This is a genomic window from Phreatobacter aquaticus, from assembly GCF_005160265.1.
GTDB lineage: Bacteria > Pseudomonadota > Alphaproteobacteria > Rhizobiales > Phreatobacteraceae > Phreatobacter > Phreatobacter aquaticus.
Genome location: NZ_CP039865.1, coordinates 2,125,109 through 2,150,872, shown reverse-complemented (window position 1 = coordinate 2,150,872; position 25,764 = coordinate 2,125,109). Strand labels below are relative to the sequence as shown.

The 25,764-nt window shown below is 66.0% G+C and carries 27 protein-coding genes and 1 other RNA gene; 8 read left to right on the top strand and 20 right to left on the bottom strand.

All coding sequences use genetic code 11. The features are described 5' to 3' along the window. Positions 1-47 precede the first annotated feature (47 nt). The 4 genes from E8L99_RS10010 (at position 48) to E8L99_RS09995 (ending at position 3,240) form a co-directional block, all read left to right on the top strand. Positions 48-677: a hypothetical protein gene (locus E8L99_RS10010; RefSeq protein WP_137099395.1), complete on the top strand. Its 630-nt coding sequence runs from the start codon at positions 48-50 to the stop codon at positions 675-677. Between the two features lie 82 nt (positions 678-759). Next, a complete protein-coding gene (locus E8L99_RS10005) occupies positions 760-1,755 on the top strand; it encodes a flagellar motor protein MotA (RefSeq protein ID WP_137099394.1) in 996 nt (331 codons plus the stop codon). A gap of 1 nt (position 1,756) precedes the next feature. After that, a complete protein-coding gene (locus tag E8L99_RS10000; RefSeq protein WP_137099393.1) occupies positions 1,757-2,788 on the top strand; it encodes a peptidoglycan -binding protein in 1,032 nt (343 codons plus the stop codon). Beyond that, positions 2,785-3,240 carry a GNAT family N-acetyltransferase gene (locus E8L99_RS09995; RefSeq protein ID WP_137099392.1) on the top strand — a complete coding sequence of 152 codons (456 nt, stop codon included), beginning with the start codon at positions 2,785-2,787 and terminating at the stop codon, positions 3,238-3,240. The genes E8L99_RS10000 and E8L99_RS09995 overlap by 4 nt, the downstream gene beginning before the upstream one ends. On the opposite strand, the gene E8L99_RS09990 is transcribed toward E8L99_RS09995, so the two are convergent. Beyond that, positions 3,235-5,061 carry an ABC transporter transmembrane domain-containing protein gene (locus tag E8L99_RS09990; RefSeq protein ID WP_137099391.1) on the bottom strand — a complete coding sequence of 609 codons (1,827 nt, stop codon included), beginning with the start codon at positions 5,059-5,061 and terminating at the stop codon, positions 3,235-3,237. The genes E8L99_RS09995 and E8L99_RS09990 overlap by 6 nt on opposite strands. Positions 5,062-5,256: 195 nt before the next feature. On the opposite strand from E8L99_RS09990, the gene rpmE reads away from it, so the two are divergent. Both rpmE and E8L99_RS09980 read left to right on the top strand, forming a co-directional pair. Continuing rightward, entirely contained in the window at positions 5,257-5,487 is a 231-nt protein-coding gene (gene rpmE, locus E8L99_RS09985) for a 50S ribosomal protein L31 (protein WP_137099390.1), read from the top strand. 216 nt (positions 5,488-5,703) lie between these two features. Then, the gene (locus tag E8L99_RS09980) at positions 5,704-6,312 is read left to right on the top strand and encodes a GNAT family N-acetyltransferase (protein ID WP_168201630.1); all 609 of its coding nucleotides are present in this window, start codon (positions 5,704-5,706) and stop codon (positions 6,310-6,312) included. 14 nt (positions 6,313-6,326) lie between these two features. Here the strand turns inward: E8L99_RS09980 and E8L99_RS09975 are convergent, their stop codons facing one another. The 19 genes from E8L99_RS09975 to E8L99_RS09885 form a co-directional block, all read right to left on the bottom strand. Beyond that, on the bottom strand, positions 6,327-7,034 hold the full coding sequence (locus E8L99_RS09975; RefSeq protein WP_137099388.1) for an AprI/Inh family metalloprotease inhibitor: 708 nt from the start codon (positions 7,032-7,034) through the stop codon (positions 6,327-6,329). A gap of 111 nt (positions 7,035-7,145) precedes the next feature. Beyond that, complete coding sequence (creD, locus tag E8L99_RS09970) at positions 7,146-8,498, bottom strand: cell envelope integrity protein CreD (RefSeq protein ID WP_137099387.1); 1,353 nt, start codon at positions 8,496-8,498, stop codon at positions 7,146-7,148. 172 nt (positions 8,499-8,670) lie between these two features. After that, positions 8,671-9,453 (bottom strand): succinate dehydrogenase iron-sulfur subunit, encoded by a 783-nt coding sequence (locus tag E8L99_RS09965; protein WP_137099386.1) that lies wholly within the window; start codon positions 9,451-9,453, stop codon positions 8,671-8,673. A gap of 108 nt (positions 9,454-9,561) precedes the next feature. Then, positions 9,562-9,747 (bottom strand): DUF2065 domain-containing protein, encoded by a 186-nt coding sequence (locus E8L99_RS09960; protein WP_137099385.1) that lies wholly within the window; start codon positions 9,745-9,747, stop codon positions 9,562-9,564. Between the two features lie 59 nt (positions 9,748-9,806). Further along, the gene (gene hflC / locus E8L99_RS09955) at positions 9,807-10,727 is read right to left on the bottom strand and encodes a protease modulator HflC (protein WP_137099384.1); all 921 of its coding nucleotides are present in this window, start codon (positions 10,725-10,727) and stop codon (positions 9,807-9,809) included. Then, positions 10,724-11,878, bottom strand: a complete 1,155-nt coding sequence (hflK, locus tag E8L99_RS09950; RefSeq protein ID WP_137099383.1) for an FtsH protease activity modulator HflK — start codon at positions 11,876-11,878, stop codon at positions 10,724-10,726. Before hflK ends, hflC begins: the two co-directional genes overlap by 4 nt. Before the next feature lie 210 nt (positions 11,879-12,088). Further along, complete coding sequence (locus E8L99_RS09945) at positions 12,089-12,598, bottom strand: dihydrofolate reductase (RefSeq protein ID WP_137099382.1); 510 nt, start codon at positions 12,596-12,598, stop codon at positions 12,089-12,091. Beyond that, positions 12,595-12,909: a pyrophosphohydrolase domain-containing protein gene (locus E8L99_RS09940; RefSeq protein ID WP_252511320.1), complete on the bottom strand. Its 315-nt coding sequence runs from the start codon at positions 12,907-12,909 to the stop codon at positions 12,595-12,597. The genes E8L99_RS09945 and E8L99_RS09940 overlap by 4 nt, the downstream gene beginning before the upstream one ends. Continuing rightward, positions 12,906-13,700 (bottom strand): thymidylate synthase, encoded by a 795-nt coding sequence (locus tag E8L99_RS09935; RefSeq protein WP_137099381.1) that lies wholly within the window; start codon positions 13,698-13,700, stop codon positions 12,906-12,908. Before E8L99_RS09935 ends, E8L99_RS09940 begins: the two co-directional genes overlap by 4 nt. A 129-nt stretch (positions 13,701-13,829) precedes the next feature. Beyond that, positions 13,830-14,150 carry a DUF2853 family protein gene (locus E8L99_RS09930; RefSeq protein ID WP_137099380.1) on the bottom strand — a complete coding sequence of 107 codons (321 nt, stop codon included), beginning with the start codon at positions 14,148-14,150 and terminating at the stop codon, positions 13,830-13,832. A gap of 137 nt (positions 14,151-14,287) precedes the next feature. Further along, positions 14,288-14,809: a YHS domain-containing (seleno)protein gene (locus E8L99_RS09925; RefSeq protein WP_215907068.1), complete on the bottom strand. Its 522-nt coding sequence runs from the start codon at positions 14,807-14,809 to the stop codon at positions 14,288-14,290. 91 nt (positions 14,810-14,900) lie between these two features. Next, complete coding sequence (locus E8L99_RS09920) at positions 14,901-16,409, bottom strand: tripartite tricarboxylate transporter permease (RefSeq protein WP_137099379.1); 1,509 nt, start codon at positions 16,407-16,409, stop codon at positions 14,901-14,903. A 10-nt stretch (positions 16,410-16,419) separates the two neighbouring features. Beyond that, a complete protein-coding gene (locus E8L99_RS09915; protein ID WP_168201629.1) occupies positions 16,420-16,881 on the bottom strand; it encodes a tripartite tricarboxylate transporter TctB family protein in 462 nt (153 codons plus the stop codon). Positions 16,882-17,103: 222 nt separating this feature from the next. Next, positions 17,104-17,334 (bottom strand): ribbon-helix-helix domain-containing protein, encoded by a 231-nt coding sequence (locus tag E8L99_RS09910; protein ID WP_137099377.1) that lies wholly within the window; start codon positions 17,332-17,334, stop codon positions 17,104-17,106. An 8-nt stretch (positions 17,335-17,342) separates the two neighbouring features. Further along, positions 17,343-17,519: a DUF4169 family protein gene (locus E8L99_RS09905; RefSeq protein ID WP_137099376.1), complete on the bottom strand. Its 177-nt coding sequence runs from the start codon at positions 17,517-17,519 to the stop codon at positions 17,343-17,345. 252 nt (positions 17,520-17,771) lie between these two features. After that, positions 17,772-18,344, bottom strand: coding sequence for an SspB family protein (locus E8L99_RS09900; RefSeq protein ID WP_137099375.1), 573 nt, complete (start codon positions 18,342-18,344; stop codon positions 17,772-17,774). Positions 18,345-18,427: 83 nt separating this feature from the next. Next, positions 18,428-18,782: a transfer-messenger RNA gene (gene ssrA, locus E8L99_RS09895) on the bottom strand. Positions 18,783-18,801: 19 nt separating this feature from the next. Next, on the bottom strand, positions 18,802-22,497 hold the full coding sequence (locus E8L99_RS09890; protein WP_137099374.1) for an AsmA family protein: 3,696 nt from the start codon (positions 22,495-22,497) through the stop codon (positions 18,802-18,804). Between the two features lie 71 nt (positions 22,498-22,568). Then, positions 22,569-23,426 carry an extensin-like domain-containing protein gene (locus E8L99_RS09885; RefSeq protein WP_168201628.1) on the bottom strand — a complete coding sequence of 286 codons (858 nt, stop codon included), beginning with the start codon at positions 23,424-23,426 and terminating at the stop codon, positions 22,569-22,571. A gap of 171 nt (positions 23,427-23,597) precedes the next feature. Here E8L99_RS09885 and E8L99_RS09880 point away from each other — a divergent pair, with 171 nt between their 5' ends. Next, positions 23,598-24,404: a 3'(2'),5'-bisphosphate nucleotidase CysQ family protein gene (locus tag E8L99_RS09880; protein WP_137099372.1), complete on the top strand. Its 807-nt coding sequence runs from the start codon at positions 23,598-23,600 to the stop codon at positions 24,402-24,404. 217 nt (positions 24,405-24,621) lie between these two features. Beyond that, a complete protein-coding gene (locus E8L99_RS09875; RefSeq protein ID WP_137099371.1) occupies positions 24,622-25,596 on the top strand; it encodes a hypothetical protein in 975 nt (324 codons plus the stop codon). The last annotated feature ends 168 nt before the right edge of the window (positions 25,597-25,764 follow it).

The window sequence follows — 25,764 nt, the reverse complement described above, 5'->3', positions numbered from 1 at the left end:
CGCTCCCCCATCATCTCCCCTGTCTCACGGAGCCCAGGAGGCACCGCATGATCCCGCATGCCCGAAATCTGACCGAAGGCTGGCCGCTGCTTGGCCTGATCACGCTGATCCTGCTCAGCCTCACGGTGGCGATGTTCCTCGTCGCGGGGGGCGATACCGATGGATTGCGCAGCGCGATCCGGCTGACCGCCCGAACCTCGCTTGCGCTGTTTCTCGCGAGCTTCCTTGCCTCCAGCCTCATCCGCCTCTGGCCATCCGAACCCACCCGCTGGCTCCGGCGCAACCGGAGGCAGGTCGGCCTCGGCTTTGCGGTGTCGCACCTGATCCATGGTGTGGCGCTCGTGCTGCTGGTGCGGCGCGATCCCGTGCTGTTCTGGCAATTGACCAATCTCGGCAACATCATCTCCGGCGGGACGGCCTATCTCCTGATCGCCGCCATGGCAGCGACCTCGTTCAACCGCTCAGCCGCTTGGCTCGGGCCTCGAGCATGGGGCTGGCTGCACTGGAGCGGCGCCCACTTCATCTGGATCAGCTTCATGGTCACCAATGGCAAGCGCGTGCCGATGAGCCTGTGGTACGTGCTGCCGGTGGCCCTGCTGGTTGCAGCCCTCGGGCTGAGACTGGCGTCTCGCTACGGCGCCTTCGGGCGCGGGCGCGGTGCGCTTCGTCACAGCTGAGCCACAGCGATATGCTTCTCATCGGCGCGCGCGCGGGTTAGCCTTGTCCGCAGAACCTCCGTGAACCGCTGCAAGAGTGCCTATGGCCCGCGAACTCGATCCCTTCAAGGTCACGTCCCCGCGGATCTTCCTGCTCAGGATCCTGGTCTTTCTGGCTCTGGTTGTGCTCGTCGCCGTCGTGCTGCAGCGTGAGGTGATGATCGCCTTCATGGCCAATCCAGGCCTGAACGGACTCATCGGCGCGGTCTGCTTTATCGGTATCGTTCTGGCGATCCGCCAGATCATCCGCCTGTTTCCCGAGGTGCGCTGGGTCAATACGTTCAGGCTCGCCGATCCGGGTCTTACGGTCGACCGGATGCCGGTCCTGCTGGCACCGATGGCGACCATGCTCGGCGACCGGGTCGGCCGCATGGCGATCTCGACCCAGACCATGCGCAGCCTGCTGGATTCGCTTGCGACCCGCCTCGACGAGGGCCGCGAGCTCTCCCGCTACCTGACCGGCCTCTTGGTCTTCCTCGGCCTGCTCGGCACGTTCTGGGGCCTGATCGAAACGGTCACGTCGGTGGGCCGAGTGATCAATTCGCTGTCGACCCAGGGGGAACTCGGCACGATCTTCGAGGACATGAAGCGCGGCCTCGCCGAGCCGCTGTCCGGCATGGGCATCGCGTTTTCGTCCTCGCTGTTCGGACTGTCCGGCTCACTCGTGCTGGGCTTCCTCGACCTCCAGGCAAGCCAGGCGCAGAACCGCTTCTACACCGAAGTCGAGGACTGGCTGTCGTCCACCGTGCACGACATGGCCGTGATCAACCCGAATACGGGTGACGGGTCGGGTGGCGTCAGTGTCGCCGACCTTCAGCGCGCCTTCGAGCGTCTGCGCGAGGCGATGGCCGAGGGGCAATCCAGCCAGCGCGCCACTGCCGCCATGGCCAATCTGGCCGAGGGCATCCAAGGGCTTGTCACCCACATGCGTTCCGAACAGCAGATGATCCGCGACTGGGTGGAGGCGCAGTCAGGCGACCAGCGCGAGATCCGAAAGCTGCTTGAACAATTGTTGAGCGAACGCGCGGGCAGGTCCTGACATGGCGCTGTCGCGCAGAAACCGCGGCGAGCGCGGGATCGATTACTGGCCCGGCTTCGTCGACGCCCTGTCGACCTTCCTGCTCGCCATCATCTTCATGCTGTCGGTTTTCATGTTGGCGCAGTTCTTCCTGTCGCGCGACATCGCCGGCAAGGACGACGCGATGAACCGGCTGAACCGGCAACTCGCCGAGCTCAGCGACCTTCTCCAGTTGGAACGGGGCCAGCGGCAAAGCCTGCAGGACAATGTCAACGCGCTGACCTCGACGCTGGATACAGCCGAATCCGAGCGGCGACGGCTGCAGGCCCTTGCCGAGACGGCACGCGGCCAGGTGGGCACGGCCGGCGGGCGCATCGCCACGCTGGAGGGCCAGCTCGCCATTCAGCAGCAGGTATCGCAGGCGGCCCTCGCACAGGTTGAGCTGCTCAACCAGCAGATCGCGGCCTTGCGGCGCCAGCTGGCAGCGCTGGAAGAAACGCTTGGCGCGAGCGAGGCCCGCGACCGCGATTCGCAGGCGCGCATCTCCGATCTGGGGCGGCGGCTCAATCTGGCGCTGGCCCAGCGCGTGCAGGAACTGTCGCGCTACCGCTCGGAATTCTTCGGTCGCCTGCGCGAAATTCTTGCCGACCGCTCAGACATCCGGGTGGTGGGCGACCGCTTCGTGTTCGGCTCGGAAGTGTTCTTTGCCTCGAGCCAGGCGGTGGTGGAGCCAGGCGGGCGAGCGGAACTCGACAAGCTCGCGTCAGCCCTCCTGCAGCTGGAACGCGAGATCCCCGGCGACATCCCCTGGGTGCTGCGGGTGGATGGCCATACCGATGCCCGGCCGATCTCAGGCGCCGGCCGCTTCCAGTCGAACTGGGATCTCTCGGCCGCGCGCTCCATCGCCGTGGTGCAATACCTGATCTCGAAGGGCATCTCGCCCCGCCGGTTGGTGGCGGCGGGCTTTGGCGAATTCCAGCCGATCGAGCCCGGCGATAGCCCGGAGGCACTGTCGCGCAACCGGCGCATCGAGTTGAGGCTTACCGACCGGTGACGGTGCGGCTTCAGGCCTGCGAAGACGCCGATCTGCCGGCGCTGACCGGGCTGTGGACCAGCGCCTGGACGCAGGCCTATCCGCGGATCGACTTCGAGCGACGGCGAGATTGGTTTGCCGAGCGCATCCGGGGATTCATGCGGGATGGCGTTGCCGTTGTCCTCGCCTTCCAAGACGAGCAGGTTGCGGGCTTCGTCACCATCGATCCGCAGACCGGCTGGATTGACCAGATGCTGGTCGGCTTGGCCCATCAGGGCACCGATATCGGACAGGTGCTGATGGACGAGGCCAAGCGCCTCGTGCCGGGTGGACTGAGCCTCGACGTCAACGCGGACAACGCCCGCGCGATCGCCTTCTATCGCAAGCAGGGCTTCACGCGGACCGGCGGACGGAGCAACGAGCAGGGCGCCGCCATCGACCTCATGGCCTGGACGCCGGCTGGCGGCTCATAGCGCTGCCGGCAGCGACACCTGGGCGAGCGCCGGTCCCTGATTGAACTGCAGGTCCGCGAGACGGGCATAGAGGCCGCCTGCCGCGACCAGCGAGGCATGCGTGCCCTCCTCGACCACCCTCCCCTCGTCCATGACGAGGATGCGATCGCAGGTCAGCACGGTCGCGAGCCGATGGGCGATGACCAGTGTGGTCCGACCTTCCATCAGCCTGGATAGCGCGCGCTGGACCATGGTCTCGCTCTCGGCGTCGAGGGCCGAGGTCGCCTCGTCGAGCAGCAGGAGCGGCGCATCCCGCAGGATGGCGCGGGCAATGGCGATGCGCTGGCGCTGGCCGCCGGACAGTGTCACGCCACGCTCGCCGATCAGGCTGCCATAGCCCCCGGGCATACGCGTGATGAACTCGTCGGCGAAGGCAAGCTTTGCCGCCTCCATCACCTCGGCGTCTGTGGCCTCGGGGCGCCCATAGCGGATGTTGTCGGCAACGCTCATGCCGAACACCACGACGTCCTGCGGCACCAGCGCGATGCGGCTGCGCAGCGCCTTCGGATCGGCCTCGTTGATCGGCACGCCGTCAAAGCGGATGACGCCGCCCGCCGGATCATAGAACCTGAGCAGGAGCGAGAAGATGGTGGATTTGCCGGCGCCCGACGGGCCGACGATGGCGACCTTCTCGCCCGGCTTGATGGTGAAGGTGACGCCATCCAGCACCTTGACGTCCGGGCTTGCCGGATAAGCGAACCGGACCGCGACGAAGCCGACTTCGCCGCGCGGCGGTTCGGGCAGCGGCAGCGGATGGGCCGGCGGCTTCACGGCGGGCTGTTCGTCGAAAATCTCGGCGATGCGCTCGGCCGCACCCGATGCCTGGCTGAGCTCGCTCCAGACCTCCGAGAGCTGCGACAGCGAACTTGCGGCAAACACCGCATAGAGCACGAACTGCGACAGCCGTCCCGATGACAGCGCGCCGGACAGCACCTGCTGGGCTCCTGCCCACAGGATGCCGACAACGCTGGAAAACACGAGGAAGATGATGACCGCGGTGAGCACCGATCGTGCGCGGGTGGCATCGCGCGCCGTCGCATAGGCATCCTCGGCAGCCTGGGTGAAGCGGCCGATCACCGTCGGCTCTGCCGTGAAGGCCTGCATGGTGCGCACGGCCTGGATGTTCTCGTTGGCATAGCCGGTGGCATCCGCCAGCCGGTCCTGCGCGATGCGCGAGCGGCGGCGCACGTCGCGCCCGAAGGCCACCAGCGGCAGGACGAGCAGCGGAATGGCGCCCAGCACATAGAGGGAAAGCTGCGGGCTGGTGACCACCATCATGGCAACCGCACCAAGGAACATGATCGTGTTGCGCAGCGCGATCGAGACCGAGACGCCGACAGCCGATTTGATCTGTGTGGTGTCGGCGGTGACGCGCGAGACGACCTCGCCGATCTTCGCCGTGTCAAAGAAGGCCGGCGACAGCGTTGTCAGATGGCGGAACACCGCGGCGCGGACATCGGCGACCACCCGTTCGCCAATCGTGGTGACCAGATAGAAGCGCATCGCCGAGGCAACCGCGAGGACGAGCGCCACACCGATCAGCATGCCGAAATACTGGGTGATCATGCCATCAGTCGAAAAGCCGAAATCGATCATCCGGCGGATCGCGAGCGGCACGACTAGGGTTGCGAGCGAGGCAAAGACAAGCGCCACGGCCGCACCGGCCAGCATGCCGGGATAGCGGGCGACGAAGGGGGCCAGCATCATCAGCGGCCTCAGCCGCGGGCGGCGTGTCGCAGGCGTTCCGGCTTCGGCAGCCTTGGTCTGTTCGGGGGAGGTCATGAGGGCAGGCGTACCTTGTCGGATCGATCTGATACAGATGGGTTCTTAAGTGGGCGACGCCACCGCTGCCGCGATCCATATCAAAGCACAGGCAGCCTTGAAATGCCGGCTGACTTCGCGTATGAGCCCGCTTTCCGAATTGAACACTCTCTCCGCGTGCCGACCGTTGGCCCGGCACCCCCTGAGGACGAACCCATGAAGACCGGCATCCATCCCGACTACCACACCATCAAGATCGTGATGACCGATGGTACCGAGTACATGACCCGCTCGACCTACGGCAAGGAAGGCGACGTGATGCAGCTCGACATCGATCCGACGTCGCATCCGGCCTGGACCGGCGGCTCGGCCCAGCTGATGGACCGCGGTGGCCGCCTGTCGCGCTTCAGCGCCAAGTTCGGCTCGATCGGCGCGATCAAGAAGTAAGAATTCCGCCAGCTCTGGCGACCAGAACCCCCGGCTTCGCGCCGGGGGTTTTGTTTTGCGCGCGGCAGGAACACGCCGATGTCATGCTGCACTGCAATATTTGCGGTGGCGCGCATCGGCGGTTCGGGGTAGACGATCGCTCAGGGAAACACGTTCAAGGCTTCAGGGTTCATGCGTCACGTCCGCCGCCAAGGCAGGACAGCGAGGACCGATGCGATGATGGACGATTTCACGACCCCCGGCGTGATCCGCAAGCTGCTGCCATGGGAAACCGCGGCATTTCGCAACCATCTGTTGCGGCTCGATCCCCAGGCGCGGCATTGCCGCTTCGCCGCCGGCGTTTCCGACCAGACAATCATCACCTATGCCGAGAAGGCGCTTGGGCCGGATGCTCTGGTCCATGGCTTCTTCGTCGAGGGCGCGCTGCGTGGCGCTGCTGAGCTTCGGCTGCTGCCCGAGACAGGCTCGGGCGAGGTTGCCGTGACAGTCGAGGACGATTGGCGCCTGACCGGCATCGGAACAGCACTGTTCCGCCGTCTGTTGCTCACAGCCCGCAATCGCGGCGTCGAGAACCTGGTCATGTCCTGCCTGCCGGCGAACCGCGCGATGCAGCGGCTGGCCGCACGTTTCGAGGGCAAGATCAGCTATGCCTCGGGGGACGTGTTCGCCGATGTCACGACCCCGCCGGCAAGCCCGCTGTCGTTGTGGCGCGAGGCCTGGACCGATGGGTCCTCGCTTGCGGCAGCCCTGTTCGACACGCAGGTGAGGTTGCTCCGCAAGCAGGCCCGCCTCTCCCGCCAGTTCGTTGCGGGCACGCGCACCTGACGTGCTGGCGCGGCTCAGCGCTGCATGGTGACGGACGCGCCGCTGCTGGTCTGGCCGGAATAGCCGCCGCCCTCAGGAAACAGGCGAGCTGCCACACGGCCTCCCGGCTGTAGCAGCACAACCTCGTTGCCGCGCTGCTCCCAGGCATTGATCCGGGCCAGGGACGGTGCACGGCAGTTCTGCGGATTGGCGCGATAGAATTCAAACAGCGGCGAAGACGTCAGCGTGATGCGGCAGCGGTCGCCGGCATCGGTGACGGTCCATGTGCCGGCGATGGCCGTCGCCGTAGGCGCGGCGCGCGCCGTTTCCTGGCGCGGCAGGGCGGAGACAACCGGCGGGGGCGTCGGCGGGCCACCACTGCCGACGCGCGGCGGCTCTTCCTGCATGATACGTGGCTGGGCATTCGGCTCGCTCGGCCGCAAGGCCGGGTCGATCGCGGGCGGGCCGAGATCGGAACGCCCGCCAGACGTCGGCGGCGGCGGAATGTCTTCGGTGGTCACCGAACCGGCAGGACCGGGCTCGCCACCCGGGATGACGTCCTGATCGGCGGCGCCCGGCCGGCGCTGCGGCGGCGGCATATCAGGCTGGCCACGGCCGAACGAACCATCCATCCGGTCGGAGCCCGTGGGGGGCACCGATGCGGTCGAGAAGCCGTCGAAACGCGAGGACGTGCAACCCGCCAGGGCGACGGTAGCAAGCAACACAGCGGCGAGGCGCGTCATGGGCGAATCCGATTTACCTGCGGCGCAACGTGCGAACCCGCCCAATCTGTTCAAGCCCTGCGGCGGTTCGATGGCGGAGCTCGCGCAATCGCGACAATGCTCACGCCATGGTTAACCCATCGTTGAGGGCTCCGCAGCCGGTTTCTGCGGCCTCGGCGGGCTGGACAGTGCCGACCAGTCGGTCTTGACCGTGATCAGCATCACAGCCGCGAGCGCAACAAAGACGACGACCGAGCCGGTGAGCAGCGCGTAATCCTCCGAGCGCAGCACTGTGTAGAGCAGTCCATAGGCGACCAGCAGTTCGGCACCGACCATCAGTCCCTCGCGCAAGCGCCCAAAGGCGAGGCCGACATAGAGCGCGACAAGACCGACAATCGCCGCCGTTGCCAACGCATAGGCGGCCGCGAAACCGATATGCTCGGCGAAGGACAGAAGCAGCAGATAGAAGACCGCCAACGCCACGCCGACGAGCAGGTACTGGACCGGATGAAACGGCCGCTTGGCCGTGATCTCCATGAGAAACACCACGATGAAGGCCGCACCGATGACCAGGATGCCGTATTTCAGCGCCCGTTCGACCAGGTGATAGACGTCAACCGGCTGGAAGAAGCGCACGCCGGACCGGGCCTGGACGAGCCGCTGGAACATGGTGGCATCCGCGACAAAGGTCTGCGGCACGGGCCTCGCGTAATGCGGCACAGACCAGCTTGCGGTGAAGCCGGCCTCACTCACGTCCCGGGCAGTCGGCAGGAAGGTGCCGAAGAAGCTCGGATGCGCCCAGTTGGAGCGAAGCGCAATCGTCGACGTCCGGCCGATCGGCGACAGGCCGAAGGCGCGCGAACCCTTGAGATCGAAGCGGGCGGACACATTGAACGGCTGTGAGCCGTCAAGGCCGGTCACGGGGGCGAAGAGGGTCGGCGCCTGAAAGGCGAAAGGACCACCGCCGGGCTCGAGCACTGCCGCCTGGTCGCCGATTCGGACACTGACTTCGCGCTCCAGGCCGCGAGGATCGGAGACGTTGAAGACGACAGCCGCTTCCTCCCAGACGGGCGCGACCGCCGCGGGATCGATGCGCTGAAGGTCGACCGCGCCAAACCGCGCCTCGATCGCGATCTGCCCGCGCCAGACCGGGATTTCAAAGATGCCGCGCCGGCGGCCTTCCGTCGTGATCTCACCATCCTGTTTGAGCGTCTCCGGCAGAACGACCATGACGCGCCTGACGGTGCGCATGTCGTTCTGGTCGCCGCCGCGCGCAACGTAAGGCAAGAGCAGGATCGGGCCGACCAGCGTCTGTTCGCTGGCCCAGGACCCGGCGACTTCCGCAACGACTTCGGCGGCGCGCTGAGAGCGTTCCCCCCGCAAGCCGGACAGAAGCACCAGGGGGACCACCATGAGAAGCGTCAGCACGCCGATGATGGCGAGCTTGAACAGCGGCGAGCGAAAGATGGAGCTTCTATCGGCCATGGACGGTCCTCCCCGGAGCGGAGCGACAAGTTCACGGGCCGGTGAAGGCGGTGGCGCGGAGAGAACCCGCTTCCGCTAGGGAATTTTCACGGCTGAAAAGCGGCGAAGGGAATGCGCGGAAAGCAAAACGGCCGGGCAAGCCCGGCCGTCGCATCGGTCAGTTGGTGCTCGATCAGACCTGACGGGCGACCATCATTTTCTTGATCTCGGCGATCGCCTTGGCGGGGTTCAGACCCTTCGGGCACGCCTTCGAGCAGTTCATGATCGTGTGGCAGCGATAGAGCCGGAAAGGGTCCTCGAGATTGTCGAGGCGCTCGCCGGTGGCCTCGTCGCGGCTGTCGATCAGCCAGCGATAGGCCTGCAGCAGGATGGCCGGACCGAGATAGCGGTCGCCGTTCCACCAATAGCTCGGGCACGAGGTCGAGCAGCAGGCGCACAGGATGCACTCGTAGAGACCGTCGAGCTTCTCGCGGTCCTCGTGGCTCTGGCGCCATTCCTTCTCGGGCTGGGCAGTCGTCGTCTTCAGCCAGGGCTCGATGGACGCATGTTGGGTGTAGAAGCGGGTGAGATCGGGGACCAGATCCTTCACCACCGGCATATGCGGCAGCGGATAGATCTTCACCGAGCCGGCCTTCACCTCGTCCATGCCCTTGGTGCAGGCCAGCGTGTTGGTGCCGTCGATGTTCATCGCGCAGGAGCCGCAGATACCTTCGCGGCAGGAGCGGCGGAACGTCAGCGTCGGGTCGATCTTGTTCTTGATGTAGATGAGGCCGTCGAGCACCATCGGCCCGCAATCGTCGCGGTCGACGTAATAGGTGTCGATATGCGGGTTGGCGCCGTCATCCGGATTCCAGCGATAAATCTTGAACTCGGTCAGCCGATTGCCGCTGGACGGCTTCGGCCAGACCTTGCCCTCGGTGATCTTGGAATTCTTCGGAAGCGTGAACTGGGCCATTGGATTTCTTCAAGTCTCGCAGGGTGGGCGAAGCCTACCCTTCCCTTCAATCCTACGCGCCTCGATGTCAATCGGGTCTTTGGTCGCGATGCCGCAGGGCAGCATTTCTCAGCCGCGCATCCACCAGATCACCGCAAGTCCGGCTACCGCGGAAACAAGACCCACGATGCGCAATTGCTGGTCCGGTGTGATCCTCATCACCTCCAGCGCTTCGCGGACGCGCGCGGGGAACGCCGCAAGAATCAGCCCCTCGATGACAAGAACGAGACCGAGGGCCGTGAGGAATTCTGTCATGGGACGCTTGGCTTGACGAAAAAGGCCGCCGCTCGGGGAGCGGCGGCCTGATTGCTGGATCAGCGCGAGGCTGGCGGTGTCGGCAGGGTCTGCGCCGGCGAACCGTTGCGGCGGCCGGTGGGATCGCCAAAGAACCGGAAGAACTCCGAATTCGGCGAGATGACCATGCGTGTGTCGCCCTGCTTCATGCTGTTCTCGTAGGCCTGCATGGTCCGGTAGAAGGTGAAGAAGTCCTGGTCGCGGCCATAGGCCTCGGCAAAGATCTTGTTCCGGTCTGCGTCGCCGGCACCCCGGATTTCCTCGGCCTTGCGGTTGGCCTCGGCGAGAATGCCGACCACTTCGCGATCGGCACGCGCGCGGATGGTGACCGCCGCCTGGTTACCGGTTGCGCGCAGATCGGCCGCCTCTTGGCGACGTTCCGTCTGCATGCGGTTGAACACCGCCTCCTGGTTGACCTGGGGAAGGTCGACCCGGGTGAGCCTGAGATCGACGATCTCGACGCCGAGCGTGCCGGCCTCGCGGTTCACGTCTTCCTGGATGCGGTTCATCAGGTTGGCACGGTCGGTGCGGATCAGCGCCGACAGGGTCTGGCCAGCGATGACGTTGCGCATCGACGCGTTCACGAAGCTCGCAAGCCGCGTGTTGGCATTGGGGATGGTGCGCACCGTCTGGAAGAAGCGCAGCGGCTGGGTGATGCGATAGCGGGCGAAGCCGTCGACATCGAGATTCTGCCGATCGACGGAGAGCACGGCCTGGACCGGCAGGTCGAGGTCGAGCGTACGCTTGTCGAGCGCCACCACGTTGTCGATGAACGGCGCCTTGAAGTAGAGACCCGGCTCGCTGATCGGCTCGCGGACGATCTGGCCGAAGCGCAGGACGATGGCATGCTGGGTCTGCTGGACCACGAAGAACGAATTGGCCAGCGCGAAGATGACGGCCGCCGCGACGATGCCGGCAACGAGTTTCACGGAACTGTTCATCGCTGGGTCCCCGGGGTTGCGGGTGCCGCCGGACGGCGGTTGATCTGGTCGAGCGGCAGGAAGGGCTGCACGCCCTGTCCGCCGGCCGGCTGATCGATGATGATCTTGTCGGTGCCGGCGAAGATGCGTTCCATGGTCTCCAGGAACATGCGTTCGCGCGTCACTTCGGGTGCGCGGCGATATTCCTCATAGACCTGGCGGAAACGGCTCGCCTGGCCGTTGGCCTCGGCAACCACGCGTTCGCGATAGGCCTCGGCCTCCTGCATGATCTGCGAGGCGCGGCCGCGCGCTTCCGGCACGACCTGATTGGCGTAGGTGCGGGCTTCGTTCTGCACGCGGTTCTGGTCCTGCTGGGCCGCGTTGACGTCCAGGAACGAGCCACGGACCTGGGCCGGCGGCAGGGCCGACACAAGCTGCACGACGCGGATGTTCACGCCGGAACGGTAGTCATCCAGCGTCTTCTGCATGAGCTGGCGCACTTCGGCAGCAATCTGCGACTGGTCGGTGGTCAGGATCGGCTGGATGTTGCGCCGGCCGATGACCTCGCGCAGTGCGCTCTCGCCGACGGACTTCACCGTGCCTTCAGGGTTCTGCAGCTGGAAGATGAAATTCGCCACCTGGGCGGCATTCACGTCCCACTGAATTTCAAGGTCGATGTCGACGATGTTCTCGTCGCCGGTCAGCATGAGGCTCTCTTCGAGAACCTCGCGATTGCCACCCCGCGGGCCGCCACCAGAGCGATAGCCGATCTCGGAACGGCGGACGTCGGTAACAGCCACGCGATAGACCGCGCCGAACGGCGCCGGCGGATTCCAGTTCAGGCCCGGAGCGGCATTGCCGATATGCCGGCCAAACACCGTGTTCACGCCAACCTCGTTCTGGCTGACGGTGTAGAAGCCGGTAAAGGCGTAGATCAACATGCCGAGCACGGCGATGAGCGCGATGCCCTTGGCGCCGATATTGCCGCCACCGCCCGGAAGCAGACCCTTCAGGCGCTCCTGGCTCTTGCGGATCAGGTCCTCGAGGTCGGGGGGCTGGCCACCGCCGCCGCCACCGCCGCCCTGAGGGCCCTGGCCCCAGGGACCCTTGGGCCCGCCGCCGCCACCGCCGCCGCCCCAAGGGCCGCCGCCGCCTTGATTGTTCCACGGCATGAAGAAGTCCTCGTTCCTGGTCCCGGCTGGCGCCGGAGCATGAGCCGTCGCGACCCCGACAGAGGTCACGGATATAGAAGAGCCTCGCATGCGTTTCAACGCGCCGTAAGGCTCAGGCCGACCCTTCCCGCCGAAGCGACGGGAGAGGCCGACCGGGTTTGGACACCTGATATGGCCCAGACCACCGATCAAAGCCAGCGGGAGCGGCATTCAGCCGCGACGGCGGTACTCGACAACCCGGAAAGCATGGTCGTCGTCGGGGCCTGCGGGATGCGCCGAGAGCTCCCGTCCAGACCAGATTGCCGGGTCAATGGCCGGAAAGAACGTGTCGGCCTCAGGCGCATCGTCGACATGGGTGATGAGCAGGCGGTCAGCCAGCGGCAACGTCTGGGCATAGACGTCGGCTCCGCCGAGGACCGCGATCTCACCGGCGCCGGTACGCAGCGCCTCGGCATGGGCGATGGCCAGCGCCTTGCCGAGGGTATCCGTGACGATGGCCCCGGCGAGTGACAGCTTTGACTGCCGGGATATGGCAATATTCAGCCGCTTGGGCAGCGGCCGCCCGAAACTCTCGAAGGTCTTGCGGCCCATGACCAGGGGCTTGCCGGCGGTTGCCGCCCGGAACTGGGCCATGTCGGATTTCAGCCGCCAGAGCAGGCGGTTGTCGCGGCCCATGGCGTTGTTGGCGCCGATCGCCACGATGAGCATGATGGGGGTCATGGGGTGGCCTCGTACTTGAGCCACTTGGCCTTCACGGCCGCTTCGGCATCGATCCCCATACGCTGCGCCAACACGAGGGTGAAGCCCAACACGTCCGCGAGTTCCCGCGCCAGCGCCTCATGGCCTTCCGCGCCCTCGAGCCGGTGGCGGGACCGCTGCGTGATCGCAAGATAAGCCTGGGTCAGTTCGCCCAGCTCTTCCTGGAGCTTGAACATGATCCAGTCGTTGCCGGGCTCGATGCCGAATTCGGCCTCATATTGCCGGCTGATCCGTTCAAGGCGGAGCTGCAGCGTTCCGAGCCCCCCGGTCACACCGCCACCGGCGCCTTGATTGCGGGATGGGGCTCGTAGCCGGTCAGCGTGAAGTCGTCATAGGTGAAGCTGAACAGATCGGTGACCGCGGGATTGAGCGTCATCACCGGCAAGGGCCGCAAAGGACGCGAGAGCTGCAATTCGGCTTGCTCGACATGGTTGGTGTAGAGGTGGGCGTCGCCGAGCGTGTGGACGAAGTCGCCGGGCTTCAGCCCTGTCACCTGCGCCAGCATCAGCGTCAGCAGGGCATAGCTAGCAATGTTGAACGGCACGCCGAGGAAGATGTCGGCGGAGCGCTGGTAGAGCTGGCAGGACAGCCGGCCATCGGCCACGTAGAACTGGAACAGGCAGTGGCAGGGCGGCAGGGCCATCGCCTCTACATCGGCCGGGTTCCAGGCCGAGACGATGAGGCGGCGGGAATCCGGGTTCGTCTTCAGCATGGCCAGGAGATTGGCGATCTGGTCGATGGTGCGGCCATCGGGGGCAGCCCAGGAGCGCCATTGCTTGCCGTAGACAGGACCGAGATCGCCTGAAGCATCGGCCCACTCATCCCAGATCGAAACGCCGTTGGCCTTGAGATAGGCGATGTTGGTGTCGCCCTTCAGGAACCACAGCAATTCGTGGATGATCGACTTCAGATGCAGCTTCTTGGTGGTGACCATCGGGAAGCCTTCCGACAGGTCGAAGCGCATCTGGTGGCCGAAGACCGAGCGCGTGCCGGTGCCGGTGCGGTCGTCCTTGCGGGCGCCGTGACGCAGCACATGGTCCATGAGGTCGTGATACTGGCGCACCGGAGGCTCCCTTCGGACAGGGCGAATCCCGGTGAATATAGCGTGCCGGCGCGCCCCGCGTCAGGGGGCTGGTCCGCCATCAACAGGCTGGGTGACCGCCGGGACCGGGGTCCGCGGCGGCTGACCCGGTCACTTCTTGACGAACATGTCGAGCTTCTTGAAGTTCTCGGCAAGCAGGTAATAGACGGTGACGCGGTTCTTGGTGCGATCGGCCTTCAGGGTCTCGCCGATCTTGACCAGAGCGGCGTCGATCGCCTTCTCGTCGGTCAGTCCAAGCTTCTTCATCGCAAAATTCTTCTTCACGCGGCCGACCTCTTCCGGATCGGAGAAGGACACCAGCGATGAATCGCGGTTACGCAAGGCAATGCCGAGATATTTGATGATGCCCGTCACCGCGGCTTCATCGGCCTTCGGTGCGTATTTCTTCACATCTGCAAGCCAGTCGCTCATGATGCTCCCCCTGTGCCGATTGCGGCAGGCGCCAAGCCCCTCCGGCCCGCGCACAGATGAGGCTAGCATTCAGCCTCCCTAACGTCATGAGAATATTGCAGTCGCAATTCTACGCAATTGAACAGCATTCATTCTGCTCATTGCCTCACAATGCCAGGCCAATTGCGGTCGGCTGACTCGACGAATCCCGCAATATTGCCTTCCCACAGGCGGTGGACACGCGCGTCATAGTTGAAGAACAACCGTCCCTCGACGATGCGCCAGGCATGCGGGCTGCCGGACGCCCGGTAGCCTTGCGATGCGGCCCAGGCGCAGTGACCGCCATAGGCCGGTGCGTAACGCTCCGGATCGGCGGCAAAGGCATCGCGCGCGGCAGACGATGCAAAGCGCCAGTTGGCTCCCTTCCAGGCATGCTGGAACGAGGCCGATCCGACCACCGGCCGCGCTTCGGTGAAATAGGCCACCACGTCGTAGCCGCCGGCCGCGGTGGAGGACAGGAGGCCGGTATGGATCTCCGGAGCGGCCTCAGCCGGTCTGGTGAGGCCCGTGAGGCCTGCGCAGATGGTGCCAATCAGAACCCGGCGAGACGGCCGGCGCAGATATTCGTGAAACATGACGATGACCTCGGCAATGGCGCACCGCTGCGGGTGCCGTTCCATCGCTTCGAAACGAAACGGCCGCTTCGTTACAGAAGCGGCCGTTCACATCTTTCGGATCGTCACCGCCGGGCCATCTCCCGGCCGCAAGGGTTCACTCGGTGAAGACCGCGTCGCGCTTCTTGTTGATCGACGGCAGGAAGGACACGATGATCATGACCACGGCGATGCCGATCAGCACGGCCGAGATCGGCCGGTTCTGGATATCGACGAAGACCGACCAGTCGCCGCGCGACATGAGGATCGACCGGCGGAGATATTCCTCCATCAGCTTGCCCAGCACGAAGCCGAGCAGCAGCGGCGCGACCTCGAAGCCCATCTTGAGCAGGGCGTAGCCGACCACGCCAAAGAAGGCGGTCATCATCACGTCGAACGGGTTGTTGTTGATCGAATAGATGCCGATGCAGCAGAACATCAGGATCGACGGGAACAGCATGCGGTAAGGCACCTTGAGGAGCTTCACCCAGATGCCGATCATCGGAAGGTTGATGATCAGGAGCATCAGGTTGCCGATCCACATCGAGGCGATCATGCCCCAGAAGAGATCGGGCCGCTTCTCCATGACCTGCGGACCCGGCACGATGCCGTGGATGGTCATGGCGCCGACCATCAGGGCCATGACCGCATTGGGCGGGATGCCGAGGGTCAGGAGCGGGATGAAGGAGGTCTGGGCGCCGGCATTGTTGGCGCTTTCCGGTCCGGCGACACCCTCGATCGCGCCCTTGCCGAACCGCGAAGGGTCCTTGGCGATCTTCTTCTCGATCGTATAGCTGGCGAACGGGCCGAGCACGGCGCCGTTGCCCGGCAGGATGCCCAGAGCCGAACCGATGAAGGTCCCGCGCAGCACCGGCGTGATGGACTGCTTCAGCTCCGCCAGGTTCGGCAGCAGGCTGCCGATGCGGTTGCGCAGGACATCGCGTGTCTCAGGGTTCTCGAGGTTGCGAAGAATCTCCGCAAAACCGAACATGCCCATGGCAATGGCCGCGAAGTCGAGGCCGTCCGAAAGCTCCGCCCAGCGGAAGGTCATGCGGTCCGCGCCGGTCTCCAGATCCTGACCGACGGTCGAGAGCATGAGGCCACAGAGCACCATGGCGATCGCCTTGACCACCGAGCCGCGCGCCAGAACGACTGCGAAGATCAGGCCCATGACCATGAGCGAGAAATATTCAGCCGGACCGAACAGCAGCGCCACGCGGGTCAGCGGCACGGCGAGCGCGGCGATGATCAGGGTGGCGACCGAGCCGGCGAAGAAGGACCCGATCGCGGAAATGCCGAGAGCAGCACCGGCGCGGCCGTTGCGCGCCATCTGATGACCGTCGAGCACCGTGACGACGGAGGTCGCCTCACCGGGAATGTTGACGAGGATGGCGGTGGTCGAACCGCCATACTGAGCGCCGTAATAGATGCCGGCGAGCATGATCAGCGCGCCGACGGGATCGAGGCCGAAGGTGATCGGAAGCAGCATCGCGATCGTCGCGATGGGACCGACGCCCGGCAGCACGCCGATGAGCGTGCCGATCATGCAGCCCAGGAAACAGAGGCCAAGGTTCTTGATCGTCAAGGCGACGCCGAACCCAAGCGCGAGATTGGCAAACATGTCCATCGGTCAGCCCTTACCAGTTCATCCAGGGCGCGACCGGGATAGGAAGCCTGAGCGCAATTTTGAACAGTACAATGCAGAAGGTTGTCATGGCCGCCGAGAAGATCAGCGTCTGGAACCAGTTGCGCTCGTTGGCAGCAAGGCTCGCGACGATCAGCGTCAGCGGGCCGGCAACGATGAGACCGAGCGGCGGGATGACGGTGGTGCCGAACAGGGTCGTTCCGCGGATGGTGCCCGCGAAGATCAAAACCGCGCCGATCACGAACAGCGGCCCGCGAATGGCCCAGGCCTCAAGCCTTGGGCCGACCACGGTCAGCGCCTGGATGATGATGATAGCGCCCACACCCATCAGCATGAACGAGAGGCCGCGCGGGAAGGACCCGGGCCCCAGATTGGCGCCGCGACCGAGCGTCAGGTTGGACGATGCCCACAGGCAAAAGAGACCGAATGCGACCATGAAGAGGCCGGCCATCATGTCTTGTGGGCTCTTGATAAGGCCGCGCGTCTCTGGCGCCGCGGTACTCGTTTGGTCTGACATATTCCCCCGCTCCGGGCATGTTCTTTGCGCCTTTGAATGCGGCGCTTTCGGGCGCGGATGACACCACGCACACGGGCTCAATACAAGCGATCAGGCGGCAGGAAAAGCTGAATCTTCCGGTGCGATCATATGGCTAAATGCATGGCAACAGACGCGATTTCAGGGCGTGTTTTTACGTACTGCCCGAAAGTGATCCAGAACGAAAAGGCGGATCGACGAGGAGAGATTGCCCTGAGCGCGGTCGCTGTCGATATGGCCGACAAGTTCCGACAAGGTCTGCCGACGCTCCGCGGCAATCTCCTTGAGCGCCGTCCAGAATTCATCTTCGAGGCTCACACTGGTCTTGTGGCCTTCCACAACGATCGAACGCTTGATCACGTGGCTCTTCATTGGCCTCGTCACTCCGAACGCTTGTGGGCGTCAAGGCGGCGCTGGTCCAGCTCGGCCCGCGCGTCATCAAGGCGACGATCGGCAGACGGCCGTCCGAACCGCGCCCGGTTGGCATCAGCCGCAACCTCGCGAACGGCGCGGGCAACCCGCTTGCGCTCACGTTTCAGATTGACGACATCCCCCATGGAGCCCCACCCATCGTCGGTGCAGAAGCCGCCTGAGGTTCCCGTCTCATGTCAGAGGACGGGTTGCCACGAGCTGCACGATTGCACCGCTACCTTCCCTTGCTGAACAAGGTCGAGACTTTCTATATCGTTGCCCGAGTTGTTGAAACCTTCCCTAGATACCACCAATTGTAGGAAATCCGGGCGAACTTTTCATTAAACCAAGTTCGTTCAAACACTTGGTCGAATTCAGCTGGAACGTGCAAATAACCGCTATTTCTTGCGGAATTTGTCCAGGCTAACGACTTCAGCACCGCCGGCAGGCGCCTCGGAAGCTGCCGCATCGGGTGTCGCGGCCTCGACAGCAGGTGCCTTGGCCGGTGCTTTTGGTGCCGAGCCGGCCTTTGCGGGGGTGCTGACCTTGGCCTCGGAATCGCCGGACTGAGGCACCGCCCGGGGCGCGGGACCCGCGGACTGCTCGTCCTCAACGCCTGCAACCTCGAATTGCAGACCGAACTGAACGGAGGGATCGAAAAAGCCCTTCACCCCTTCGAAGGGAACGAGCAGGCGCTCAGGGATGCCGCCGAAGGATAGGCCGACCTCGAACGTATGCTCGGTGACGATCAGGTCCCAGTACTGGTGCTGCAGCACCACGGTCATTTCCTGCGGATACTTCTCGCGCATCCGGTTCGACAGCCTGACACCGGGCGCCCGCGTGTCGAAGGTGACGTAGAAATGGTGGTCGCCGGGGAGGCCGTCACGGGCGGCATCGGTCAGCACACGGCGCACCACGCCGCGCAGCGCGTCCTGGGCCAGAAGGTCGTAGCGGATGAGGTCTGTGGCCATGTGCGATCGTGACAGCGGAACCAGGGAACAGGGGCGATGGAGCAAGTCATTCCGCTTACCACCACCTGGGACAGGCGGAAGGAAGTGGAGGCTTCTGTTGCCAGGTGCCTCCGAACCCCGCCTTACGGTGCTACCCGCAAGGGCTTGATTTCGGTACTATTACCGCATTACGCGGCAACGGCCACCGGAGCATAGTTGTCGTTGGCAACTATTGAATGGCCCGATGACGGCGGAACCATGCCGAGCGAAAGAACACCCTTTACACCCTCGTCGATCCTGTTTCGCCCCCATCAGCAATCCCTTCGCGAAGGGGCTCCTGGTGGAGGCGCCGGGTACTGCCCCCGGGTCCGATAGGCTTATTACGATGACCGTTTATCGCCGTATCCGGGTTGCCCCGGCGTCTTGAATATAGGCGAGCCGGCGCGACTGCGAAAGGGCCGATTGGCGAGCCCGCCGCCTAGCGGCGCATTCCAGGCGCGGGGCCAACTTCGATCGCGGGCGGAAGCGGCGGCAGGATCGACATCGGCGCGCCGGGGGCGACGGCGGCCGGCGGCCGTCCCTGCTGGTCGAGGGCGCGGCGGACGACGGAGGGAAGGTCCATCGGCGCTCCGGCGGGCGGTGTCGCGACCTGCGGCGGCCGGGGCTGCGGGCGCTGGTCCCCCGGCCTTGGCACCGGCACGGGCGCATTATCGGCCGGCGCGACAAGTGCTGGCGCCGGCTGGGCTTCCGCGGGCGGTTCCGGCTCAGACACCACCTCCGGGGCAGGTGGCGCGACAGGCGGCGCGGGCGGCGGTGGGAGAAGCTCCGGCGACAGCCCGATGACCGGCGGCAGGGGCACCTCGACCTGCGGGATCGGCTTTGCCGAGAAGCGCGAGAACAGCCGCTGCCGGATCCGCTCGAAGCGGTCGCTTTCGGTCATGCCGATGGCGACACCGGCGCGTTCCACCAGCCGCAAGCCCAGCCAGCCCGCGACATCGTCGCTGTCGAGCGTGCGGTCGGGGCGGCCCAGCGCTCCGGCAAAGCGCAGATTGAGCAGAGGCAGGCTGTCGCCCGGCTCCAGAGGCGGCGGTGCGAGCCTGATGGTGGCGGCAAGCGTGCCAGCGGCCAGATCGGCGCTCGCCGAAAAGCCAAGGCTGCCCTCGCCGACAGCCAGCCGGATCTCCGCCATGCGCAGCAATGGCCCGGACAGGGTGACGGCGGCGGCAATGGCCGGCAGATCGACTGACCTGTCCAGTTCCTCGCCGAGCCGAGCGGCAAAAGCTGCATCGCCGATCGGGCGGCCGCGGTCCTGGGCCCGCTCGGCCTCGCGGGTGATGCGCCGCAAAGCGGTGCCATCGAAGCCCCTGGCGGCGGCAGCCGGGGCTGCCAGGCGGCCTTCGCCACGCAGGCTTGCCATCAGCGCCGATGGGCTCGTGCCCGTGCCGGTCAGTACCAGGTCGAGGCTCGCGGTCGCCTGGGCGCCCGGCAGGACAAGAGCGAGAGGCAGCCCGCCCGCCGCGAGATTGGCGGACAGGAGCGTTGCCAGCGGCGAGCGGTCGGCGATCAGGCCGCCGCTGATGGTTGCACCTGCGATGCGGGCAGACAGCCCGGTCAGCTCGGTCCGCGAGCCCACCCGGCTGATCGTCGTCTCGAAGCCAGTCAGCGGCGGATAGGTGCCGAGCCCCAGGGTCGCGACCTTCAGGGCAATCCGTCCGTCCAGGCCATCGAACGGCGCCCGGCCAAAGGGGGCATCGGCAAAACCACCGGCGTCGGTCTCGACCAGGAAGGCCGGGCCAACCAGCAGGCTTGCCAAGGTGTCGAGGCCGAGCGCGCCGACCGAAACGGTGCCGTCGACGACGCGCGCCTTGCCCGTGATGTCGGCGGAAACCGCCGTCCGGTTGACCGAGCCGCCGGCGGTCTGGAAGCGCCAGGTCTCGCCCTCGCCGCCAATGCTGGCGGTGAGGGCGGCCGGCACGCGGCCGGCAAGATCGGCCGGCACACCGAGCAGGGGCAGGAGCGGCGCGAGATCACGGCTGGTCAGGCGGAGCGTCGCGGCCCGGCGGCCGTCCGGCGCCTGGGTGCCGTCGAAGGCCAGCATGGTGTCGGCGGATTCAACCTCTCCGCGCAGAATTGCGGCGCCGGCAGGAGAGCGGTCCAGAACAAATTCGAGCCGTGTGGGGGTCGCGGGCGCAGCCGAGGCCGGCGCGAGGCCCGAGAGCAGGGTCAGCACCTGATCGGCACGCGGCGCTTCGACGACGAGAGCCAGATTGCCAGCGAGGCCAAGGGGTTGGGTCAGGTCGCCGGTGCCGCTGGCCTCCAGATGCACGTTCGCCTCGCCGAGCTTGCCGGCGGCTCTCAGCCGCAGCGTCTGGCCGGAGCCTGCCTGGAACAGGAGAGAGAGCTCCGTCCGGCCCAGCACGCCCGCGCGCTCGGCAATCGCCCGCGACAAGGGCAATGTCCGGTCATTGCGGGCGAGCAGGCCGACCAGCCCCTCGACAGTGCCGGCGGTCAGCCGCCCGGCGAGATTGCCCGACAGCGGGCCGCCGAGACCATCGAGCCTGCCGGAGAGATCGAGGCCGAAGCCGGCGAGATCGGCGATGCTGATCCGCTCGGCATCGAAGGTGCGGCCATCGGAGGCGAGCGTCATGTCGAGACCACGGGCGGCAAGGCCGGCCAGTGTCGCCTCGTTGGCGCGGAGCTTGAGCCGCGTGTCCGTCGCCGGATCGAGCCTGGCACCGGCGCCGCGCGCCAGCCGCATGATGACATCGAGGTCGAGGGTCTCGGCGGTCAGGTCGAGGGCCAGCGCATGGCGGCCGAGCGCCGGAACGTCGAAGGCGATGCGCCCCCTCGCCTCGCCGGCAGCCGTCCGGGCCTCGAGCTTGTCGAGGATGAGCCGGCCAGGCTCGGCGGTCATGGTGGTGGCAACGCGGATCGGATCGTCCAGCGTGCCGGCCGGGGTCGGCAGCGTGTCGAGCCAGGACATCAGCACACCCGGCCGTGCCGATTGCAAGGCGAGCGCGCCGGAGAAGCCAAGATCTGGCGCGACGAGGATACGGCCCGAGGCCTCGACGGCGCTGTCACCGGGAAGCCGCGCGGACAGGCGCTCGGCCGTCCAGCCCGCTGCGGCCGAGTGGAGATCGCCCCTGAGGTCGATGATCTGCGCGCCGCCAAGCGTCACGCCGTTGATATCGAGGCCGATGGTGACGGGCCAGGAGGCGCCGCCGGCAAGCCCGGGCACAGCGCGCACCAGCCCGGCGAGGATGTCGCGCGGCGTGCGGGGTGCCGCATCGGGCGCCTCGATGAGCTTGTCGAGATCGACCTGGCGAGCGGTCACGATCGCGTCGATGGCGGGATTGGCGCCCCAGGACAGGCGGATCGATCCGCTGCCGCGCGCCATGCGGTCGGCGGGACCGAGGCTCGCCTCGACCTTGTCGATCAGAAGGCTCTCCGTCGATGCGGTGGCGGTGCCGGCCAGGCGCCACGGCAGGCCACCGGTCGCGCCGCTCAGGATCAGCGGGCCCTCGAAGCGCGGACCGCCAGTGCCGGTGATCGTGCCTTCGGCCTCGAGAGTGAGGCCTTGATCCTGGTCCTGCGCGCGGACCCGCAGGCTCAAGCCGCCCTGCTCGGGGAGGCTCGCGAGCGTCTGCACGGCGACGGTGCGGCCATCGGCGGCCATGCGGCCCTCGAGCCGCACGGGACCGCGGCTGCCGCGGGATTCGCCCGTCAGCATCATGCGCTCGCCGATCAGCCATGGCGTACCGGTCGCATCGAGTGCGGACAGGCGGCCATTCTCGATGATGATGTTCTCCGCCAGCAGCAGACGGCCGATGCCGGCTCCACCCGTCCAGGTGATGTCGGCGTCGCGCAGATGCAGCGCCGTCAGCGCGGCTTCACCGCGCAGCAGTGGGGCGACGCGCAATTCGCCGTGCAGACGGCCGATGCGGGTCGGATGGCCGGGAGCGCCGATGGTGACATCGCGGGCATCGACCGTGATGGAGGGCAGCAGGCGGATCGACAGATCGCCTGATATCGACACCGGCTGGCCGAGAATGCGGCCGGCCTCCGCTTCGACATAGGCCTTGTGATTGTTCCAGTTGATCAGCCACGGGCCGACCAGCGCCGCGACGATGGCGGCGATGATCGCGAAACCGATGGCGAGCAGCGAATTCTGCAACGAGGCCGTCCCTGGTTCTGACACACCAGAGATAGGCGATCAGTGCGACGATCGAAAGGCAGCACGGCGCATCAGCGGGGTGCGAGTAGCCCGAAGGAGCCCTGGTTGCCGGACGGGGCCTGCTGGCGATAGGCGCCCGGCTGCTGCTGGCCGAAGGGTTGCTGCTGCTGGCCGCCAAACTGCGAGCCGAACTGGCTGAACGGCTGGGCGTTCTGCGGCATCATGACCGTCTCCGGCCGGGGCCGGCAGACCCGCCGGGTCCATTGGGGATCGTGGCGCGCAAGATCGAGGTGGAAATGGTCATAGTGCAAGGCGTTGTAGCCGGGGCCGAGCACTGTGGTGAAATGATCGCAGGCGCGGATGAACACCTCGCGCAGGAAGGCTGAGTCCGGACCGTCGGTGCGCCAGTGCTGGCGGATCACCACGGTATGGCCGTTCGACAGCACGAAGGCGAAGACGTCGAGCGCATTGCCGTAGGCGTGTTCCGACATGCGGTTGCTGGACCCACCGCGAATGCCACGGCAATTGAAGGAACCGGCCTTCACCTCGACGACGCCGGCGCCGAACCAGCGCTGGGCCGCAGGCTGCACGACATTGGCGATCCAGCGATCCACCGTGGGCACCATCTGGCAGGCGAGCGTCTGCGGCTGGTTATAGGCGACAAGGCCCTGCGACTGGGCGGCAACGCGCAGCGGATAGTCCATGCCGCAGCCGCCGGGGCCGTTGATGGCGGCGCCGCCGCGCTGGACATAGCGCGTCATCTGCACGGCGCCGGACGACATGCAGCGGCTCTCAAGGTCGGAGCGCCATTGCTCGCGGCGCTCGTAGGCATAGCGACCGCAGGCCGCGAGCGACAGCCCGACGGCGGCGAACGCCAACCATTTCAGGGCCTTGCGGCCCCGCGTGCCCATGCCGAACGCGATACTCATCGGCTTTCCCGAAAATCGGAACGTTTTAATCAACGCCCTCTTCATCATGCCGAACCGGAGTGAATCCGATCCGAAGAAAGGCGGTAAACAAAGGATGAAGAGGCGGGGCTGTGGCCCAGGAGTTCCAATTGGCGGACTTTCGCGGGCAGTGCGGTAGGCCTAGACAGGGCCATGCCCCAGCGATTCCGCGATTCTCTTCTGCTTGAAGCCCTCGGCACCCTCTGCTCGGAAGCCGGTGCCCGGATCATGAGCCATTATGGCGCGAGCGCCACGATGAAGGCCGACGGCTCGCCCGTCACTGCCGCCGACAATGAGGCCGAGGAGATCATCCTGGCCGGCCTTGCGACGCTCTTGCCGGGCGTGCCGGTGCTGGCCGAGGAATCGGCGGCAGCCGGCCGCCTGCCCGCCTCGACCGATCTCCTGATCGCGGTCGATCCGATGGATGGGACGCGGGAGTTCCTGGCCGGCAATGGCGAGTTCACCGTCAATATCGGCCTGATCTCGGCCGGCGTGCCGATTGCGGGCCTGGTCTATGCCCCGGCGCGGGAGCGGCTTTGGATCGGCATGGGCGACAAGGCCGAGGCGATGCAGATCGTGCCGGGGGCGCCCATTGCGTCAGCCTCGCAGCGGAGCGCGATCCGCACGCGTTCCCTGCCGCCCGAGGGCGCGCTGGCTCTGGTCAGCCGGTCTCACCCCGATGCCGGCGGCGAGGCCTATCTCGCCAAGCACCACGTCACCCACCGGCTCGCCATGGGTTCGTCGCTGAAATTCGCGGTGATTGCGGAGGGCGGCGCCGACGTCACGGTGCGCTTCGCCTCGATCACCGAATGGGACATTGCCGCGGGCCATGCGGTGCTGGCCGGCGCGGGTGGCCGGGTCACATCGCCTGAGGGTGCGCCGCTGGTCTATGGGCGCGCCGACAAGGCGTTCCGCACCGACGCCTATGTGGCCGCGAGCGCCGCCTTCGGCGCGACGTGATCGCCGCTGATATTTTCCAGCATCACTTGTTCGCCGGCTGACGATACACGCATGTATCTCCATGATTTCGCGGCACCCTTCATTTGCGCCATATTCTCATATGACTTCAGATCGGCCGATATTCATAACTTTTTAACCACCTTGGACGATCACACATCTTGATGGGGCAGATGCTGTCTGCGTTCATCAGCTTCACAATCGATCGGCAAGGTCGGGCATGGCCATTTCGTCCACGATATCGTCCAGTCTCGGCCTGGCCTCCGACACACTGCGCGACAAGCCCAGCGCCCGGGCCAAATCCGGGGCCTCCGACACCCCTGCCGGGAAAGCCGCCTCGACCAACCCGTTCGTGACCATCACCTTGTCGCGGTCCGCGATGGCGCTTTCGATCCTTCAACCCAATGCCGCCGGTTCAAACGCAACGCTGGCGCAAGGGCTCACCGAAGAGCAGGCCGAGGGACTGAAGACCTCCAATGATCTGGTGGGTACGCTCAAGCAGGCCAGAAGCAACATGGTTGCCGACCGGAAAGCCGCCGCGGAGGCCAAGCTGGATCAGGCGCGCAAGAAACTGGAAATGCTGAAGCTCTACGGCGGCGACCCGCGATCCGTCGCCCGCCAGGCCAAGGCCATCGCGGAGGAGATCAAGTCCGCGGCCAAGGAATATGCCGGCGCGCTCAAGTCCGAAGGCGGCCCATCTGCGACGGCGCAGCCGGCCGCGCCTTCGACGGCGGCAGCAGAGCCCCCGGCCGAGGGGGCAGATGCCGCGACACAGGGAGCCGCGCCTGCGGCGGAGGCGGCCGCCGATTCAGCCGCAAAGCCGGACAAGGACAAGGTCCAGACGCCCGAAGAGGCCGAGGAGGCCCGCCAGACGCTCGGGCAAGGCTATCGGGAGAAAGCCGCCGAGATCGATGCGGCGGCCAACAAGGCGCGCGGCGAGCGCGAGATGGTGCAGAAGTTCAAGGATGCCGGACGCGAAGCCCGCCAGATCATCGAGCGCGCCGTGCGCCAGTTGAAGGACAAGAACGCCGCCGATCCCGACGCCAACGCGGCGGAAAAGGCCAAGGCCGGCATGGAGCAAGAGATCCAGGATCTCGAAGATACGGTCGCTGCGCGCGAAAGCCAGTCCAGCGATACGCTTTCCGCGCCTGCTCCGATCGACGCCGGCACGATGGTCATCAACATCCTGGCGTGACCGGACCGGTATGCCGCGGCGGGACGGTTCGGGCTGCGCCAGGATTCAGAGGCCGGTCATGTTGATAGATTGTCTCAACAATTCCGCCTCCCTATAGCAATTCCAATCTGCAGATTTGATCCGTTCCAATCTATCTCCTTGGTCTTGCACGGATTTTTTCCCGCATTA